Consider the following 4,415-nt stretch of genomic DNA (forward strand, 5'->3'; position numbering starts at 1 on the left):
GGTTTGCGGGGGAAGGGGGGGGCCCCTCCCCAGTTGTCGGCCCCCCGCGGGCCGGGGGGGGGCGACGGCCGGGCCGGGGGCCGGGAGGGGGGCCACCGCCCCCGCCGTGACGACCGCGAGCACGCCCGAGGCCCCGACCGCCTCGGCCGGCGCGTACGCGACGAACGGGGCGATGAACGACAGCGCGGTGTCCGCCGGCACCTCGGTGAGCCGCCGGCGCAGCCAGCCGACGACGAGGTAGGCGACGACGCCGATGGCCACCCCGCCGAGCGCCGCGACGAGCAGGTCGAGGGCGACCGACCCGAGGGTCACCCGGCTCACCTCGCCGGTGCCGTGGGCCGCGAGCCCCGCGGCGGCCAGCGCCGTGCGCAGCGTGACGAGGGCGGTCGCGTCGTTGAGCAGCGACTCGCCCTCGAGGATCGTCGTGATCTTGCGGGGCAGGCCGATCCGCCGCGCGACCGCCGTGGCGGCGACGGCGTCCGGCGGGGCGACGATCGCCCCCAGGGCGAGGGCGAGGGCGAACGACACGCCGGGCAGCAGCGCCCAGGCGACGAGGGCGACCCCGAGCGCGGTGAAGAGCACGAGCCCGACCGAGAGGCTGAGGATCTTCGAGCGGTACGTGCGGATGTCGACGAGCGAGCTCGACAGGGCGGCCGCGTAGAGCAGCGGGGGCAGCAGGCCGAGGAGCACGACCTCGGGCGAGAGCCGGATCTCCGGGACGCCGGGGACCGCCGACAGCACCGCCCCGACGACGAGCAGCGCGAGGGGGACCGGCACGCCGCGCGGACCGGCGAGCCGGCTGACGACGATGACGACGAGGACGATGGCGACGACGAGCACGGCGGGCTCCACCGGATGATTCTCACCCGTCGCCCGCCGGATCGGTGCGAGGTGTCCGCGCGGTGGTCCGGCGTCAGCCGGGGACGGGCTCCCCGAGCGGGCCGGTGAGGTAGTGCTGCATGACCGGGCCGACGGCGCTCGCGAGCTCGGTGGGGTCGGCCTCGGCGATGCCGGGCAGGCCGAGGACGTAGCGGGTGAAGACGTAGCCGCTCAGCTGGGTGCCGATGAGGGCGGCCCGCAGCTCGGGGTGGTCCGGCCCGAGGAGCTCGGCGAGCGGCGTGAGCATCCGCTCGGTGAGGATGCGCCGGACGAGCCCGGCGGCCTCGTCCTCGGACGCCGCGGCCCGGACCAGCCCGGTCATCGTCTGCCGGGTCCCGGGGTCCTCGAGGATCCGGATGGTCAGCTCGGCCAGCCGGTAGCCCGCGCGGCCGCTGCCCTCGGAGAGGACCGCGTCGGCCAGCGCCACGGGGTCGAAGGGGAAGTCGACGACGGTCACGAAGAGGTTCTGCTTGGACCCGAAGTAGTGGGTGACCAGGCGGGTGTCGACGCCCGCCTCCCGCGCGATGCCGCGCAGCGTCGTGCGTGGGTACCCGTGCTCGCCGAACTGGTGCTTGGCCGCGGCGACGATCGCCTCCCGCGTGTTGCTCCCCGCGGGGCGTCGTCCTCGTGTTCGCGGCACAGGTCCTCCATCCGTGGCCCCGGGAGGCCACGGCTCGGGACGGAGCGGAGTCCCGGGCCCGGCAACCCGGCCCAACCCCTGTCCACGACCAGCGTAGGGGATGCGGAGGGGCCCGGCGCCGACCCGTGACGAGCGGATCACCGGCGTCGCCGTGCGCCGGATCAGGTCCCGAGGACGGCCTCCCGGAGCACGTCGAGGCCGACCGAGCCGACGTCGAGCGCGCGGCGGTGGAAGTCCTTGAGCGAGAACGCGTCGCCCTCGCGCGCCGCGACCTCGTCGCGCATCTGCATCCAGAGGCGCTCGCCGACCTTGTAGCTCGGGGCCTGGCCCGGCCAGCCGAGGTAGCGGTCCAGCTCGAACCGCAGGGTCGACTCGTCGTTGCTCGCGTGCCGGGTCAGCAGCTCCCAGGCCTTGTCGTAGGTCCACGCGCCGCCGCCGACCTCGGAGGGGGCCTCGAACCCGCAGTGCACACCGATGTCGATGACGACCCGCGCCGCCCGGAGCGACTGCGCGTCGAGCATCCCGAGGTGGGCACCGGGGTCGTCGAGGTAGCCGAGCTCGGCCATCAACCGCTCCGCGTAGAGGGCCCAGCCCTCACCGTGACCGCTCACCCAGCACATCATCCGGCGCCACCGGTTGAGGGTGTCCCGGCGGTAGATCGTCTGCGCGACCTGGAGGTGGTGGCCGGGGACGCCCTCGTGGTAGACGGTCGTCAGCTCCTTCCACGTCCCGAACTCCGTGACGCCCTTCGGAACCGACCACCACATCCGGCCCGGGCGGCTGAAGTCGTCGCTCGGACCCGTGTAGTAGATGCCGCCGGTCTGGGTCGGCGCGATGCGGCACTCGATGGTGCGTACCGGTTCGGGGATGTCGAAGTGGGTGTCGGCGAGCTCGGCGATCGCCTCGTCGGCACGCACCTGCATCCACTCGCGCAGGGCGTCGGTGCCGTGCAGGAGGAAGGCCTCGTCGTGCTCGAGGTGCGCCACGGCGTCGGCGAGGCTCCCCCCGGGGACGATCCGCTGCGCGGTGCGCTCCATCTCGGCGGAGATCCGGGCGAGCTCCTCCTGGCCCCAGGCGTAAGTCTCCTCGAGGTCGACGGTCGCGCCGAGGAAGAGCCGGGAGGCGAGCTGGTAGCGCTCGCGGCCGGCGGCGTCGGAGACGGGCGCCCGGTCGAGGAGGTGCGTCGCGAGGTCCTCCCCGATGCGGCGGTAGGCGCTCGCGGCGGCCTCGACGCCGCGGCGCAGGTCGGCCGCGACGGCGTCGCCGAGCGGCTGGTCGCCGGCGCGGGCGCCCTCGAGGAAGGTCGCGAAGTAGCCGTCGGCGGCCGTGAGGTCGGCGCACTGCCGGATGCACGACTCGACCTGGCGCCGGGGCGTCACGAGCCCGCGGTCGGCGGACTCGCGCAGCGTGGCCGTGTACTGCTCGAGCGCGCGCGGCACCTCACCGAGCCGGGCCGCGATCGTCGCCCAGTCCTCGTCGGTGGCGGTCGGCATGAGGTCGATGACGTCGCGGCAGCCCTGCAGCGGGGAGGCGAGGACGTTGAGCTCCATCCGGTCGAACCCGGCCTCGTGGGTCTCGACGACGAGCCCGAGGCGTTCGCGCATCGCGGCGACCGTGACCCGGTCGACGTCGTCGACCGGGGCCACCTCGTCGAGGCGGGCGAGGGTGTCCCGGGCCAGCTGCGCGTGCCGCGCGTAGCCCTCCGGGGAGAGGTCGTCGAGCTCGGCGTCGTGGCCCGGCACCCCGAGGTAGGTGGCCTCGATGGGGCTGAGGGCGACGGCGGCGTCGAAGTGGGCGTCGGCGACGGCGTCGACGGCGGTCGGCTGGCGGGTGGTCGTGGGGTCGCTCACCCGGCGGACGCTACCCGAGGGCGGCGTCGCGCTCCTCCGGATTCCCGGGCGGGATGTCTACCCTCGGGGGATGGGTGCACGGGTGCGGTCGGTCAACGTCGGGGCGGGGCGGACGGGCATCGGCGTCAAGGGACGGCGGACCGGCATCGACAAGCGGCCGGTCGACGCCGTCGAGGTCCGCGACCCCGGCCCGAAGGGCACCGGGCTCGGCAGCGGCGTGGTCGGCGACGACGTCCTCAACGGCCGCCACCACGGGGGATCCCGGCAGGCGCTCTACGCCGTCGCCCGCGAGGAGCTGGACTTCTGGTCGGGCGAGCTCGGGCGCGAGCTGGCCGACGGCTGCTTCGGGGAGAACCTCACGACCGAGGGCCTCGAGGTCGACGCCGCGCTCGTCGGGGAGCGCTGGCGGGTGGGGGAGACGCTGCTCGAGGTCACCGGCCCGCGCGTCCCCTGCGCGAACTTCGCCGCGTGGATGGGCGAGCGGGCCTGGGTCAAGCGGTTCGTCGCCCACGGGCGCTCCGGCGCCTACCTCGCGGTGGTCGAGCCGGGGACCATCCGGCCGGGCGACCGGGTCGAGGTCGTCCACCGGCCCGCGCACGGCCTCGTCGTGCCGGTCGTCCTCGCGGCGTGGTTCGGCGACGTCGCCGCCGCGCGGACGGCGCTGGACTCCGGGGCCTTCGAGGGCAGGGAGCGCGCTGAGCTCGAGCGCGTCGCCACCCGGGGCTGAGCCCCCGCACTCGACATATTGCGGATCACCCACCTCGAGGGGGCTCTTCGGGCCCCTCCCGGGTGGGTTTCTCGCAATGAGTCGGGAGGAAGCGGGCGGTCAGCGGCGGTAGGTGGCCTGCCAGGCCCCGGGGCCGTGGCCGACCGGACGCCGCATCGCGACGTCGTGCGCGGCCCAGGTCGAGGTGCGCCCGGACGGCGGCCGGTCGTCGGCGCCGCCGGCCGCCGCGAGGACAGCGACGACCGCCGCGACGTCCTCGGGCGTCGCGGGGCCGAGGACGCGGACGACCGGCTGGGGCTGGGTGTCGTCGGTCATGTCA

5 protein-coding genes are annotated in these 4,415 nt (G+C 75.4%); 1 reads left to right on the forward strand and 4 read right to left on the reverse strand.

The window, feature by feature from the left end; translation table 11 throughout:
- The 3 genes from PKA89_RS01545 to PKA89_RS01555 form a co-directional block, all read right to left on the reverse strand.
- The coding region (locus PKA89_RS01545) for a cation:proton antiporter (protein ID WP_324415887.1) at positions 1-852 on the reverse strand (852 nt) is incomplete at its 3' end.
- 61 nt (positions 853-913) lie between these two features.
- On the reverse strand, positions 914-1,519 hold the full coding sequence (locus PKA89_RS01550) for a TetR family transcriptional regulator (RefSeq protein ID WP_324415889.1): 606 nt from the start codon (positions 1,517-1,519) through the stop codon (positions 914-916).
- 161 nt (positions 1,520-1,680) lie between these two features.
- Positions 1,681-3,369 (reverse strand): DUF885 domain-containing protein, encoded by a 1,689-nt coding sequence (locus tag PKA89_RS01555; protein WP_324415891.1) that lies wholly within the window; start codon positions 3,367-3,369, stop codon positions 1,681-1,683.
- 70 nt (positions 3,370-3,439) lie between these two features.
- Here PKA89_RS01555 and PKA89_RS01560 point away from each other — a divergent pair, with 70 nt between their 5' ends.
- Entirely contained in the window at positions 3,440-4,096 is a 657-nt protein-coding gene (locus PKA89_RS01560; protein ID WP_324415893.1) for an MOSC domain-containing protein, read from the forward strand.
- A 99-nt stretch (positions 4,097-4,195) separates the two neighbouring features.
- On the opposite strand, the gene PKA89_RS01565 is transcribed toward PKA89_RS01560, so the two are convergent.
- A partial coding sequence (locus PKA89_RS01565; protein ID WP_324415895.1) for an acyl-CoA carboxylase epsilon subunit occupies positions 4,196-4,415 on the reverse strand: 220 nt, incomplete at its 5' end.

The sequence above is a fragment of the Phycicoccus sp. genome (genome assembly GCF_035325325.1).
Classification (GTDB): Bacteria; Actinomycetota; Actinomycetes; order Actinomycetales; family Dermatophilaceae; genus Phycicoccus.

Bases quoted from the DNA above. Each gene is read 5' to 3' on its own strand.
- PKA89_RS01560 (WP_324415893.1), top strand. From the start codon at position 3,440: ATGGGTGCACGGGTGCGGTCGGTCAACGTCGGGGCGGGGCGGACGGGC.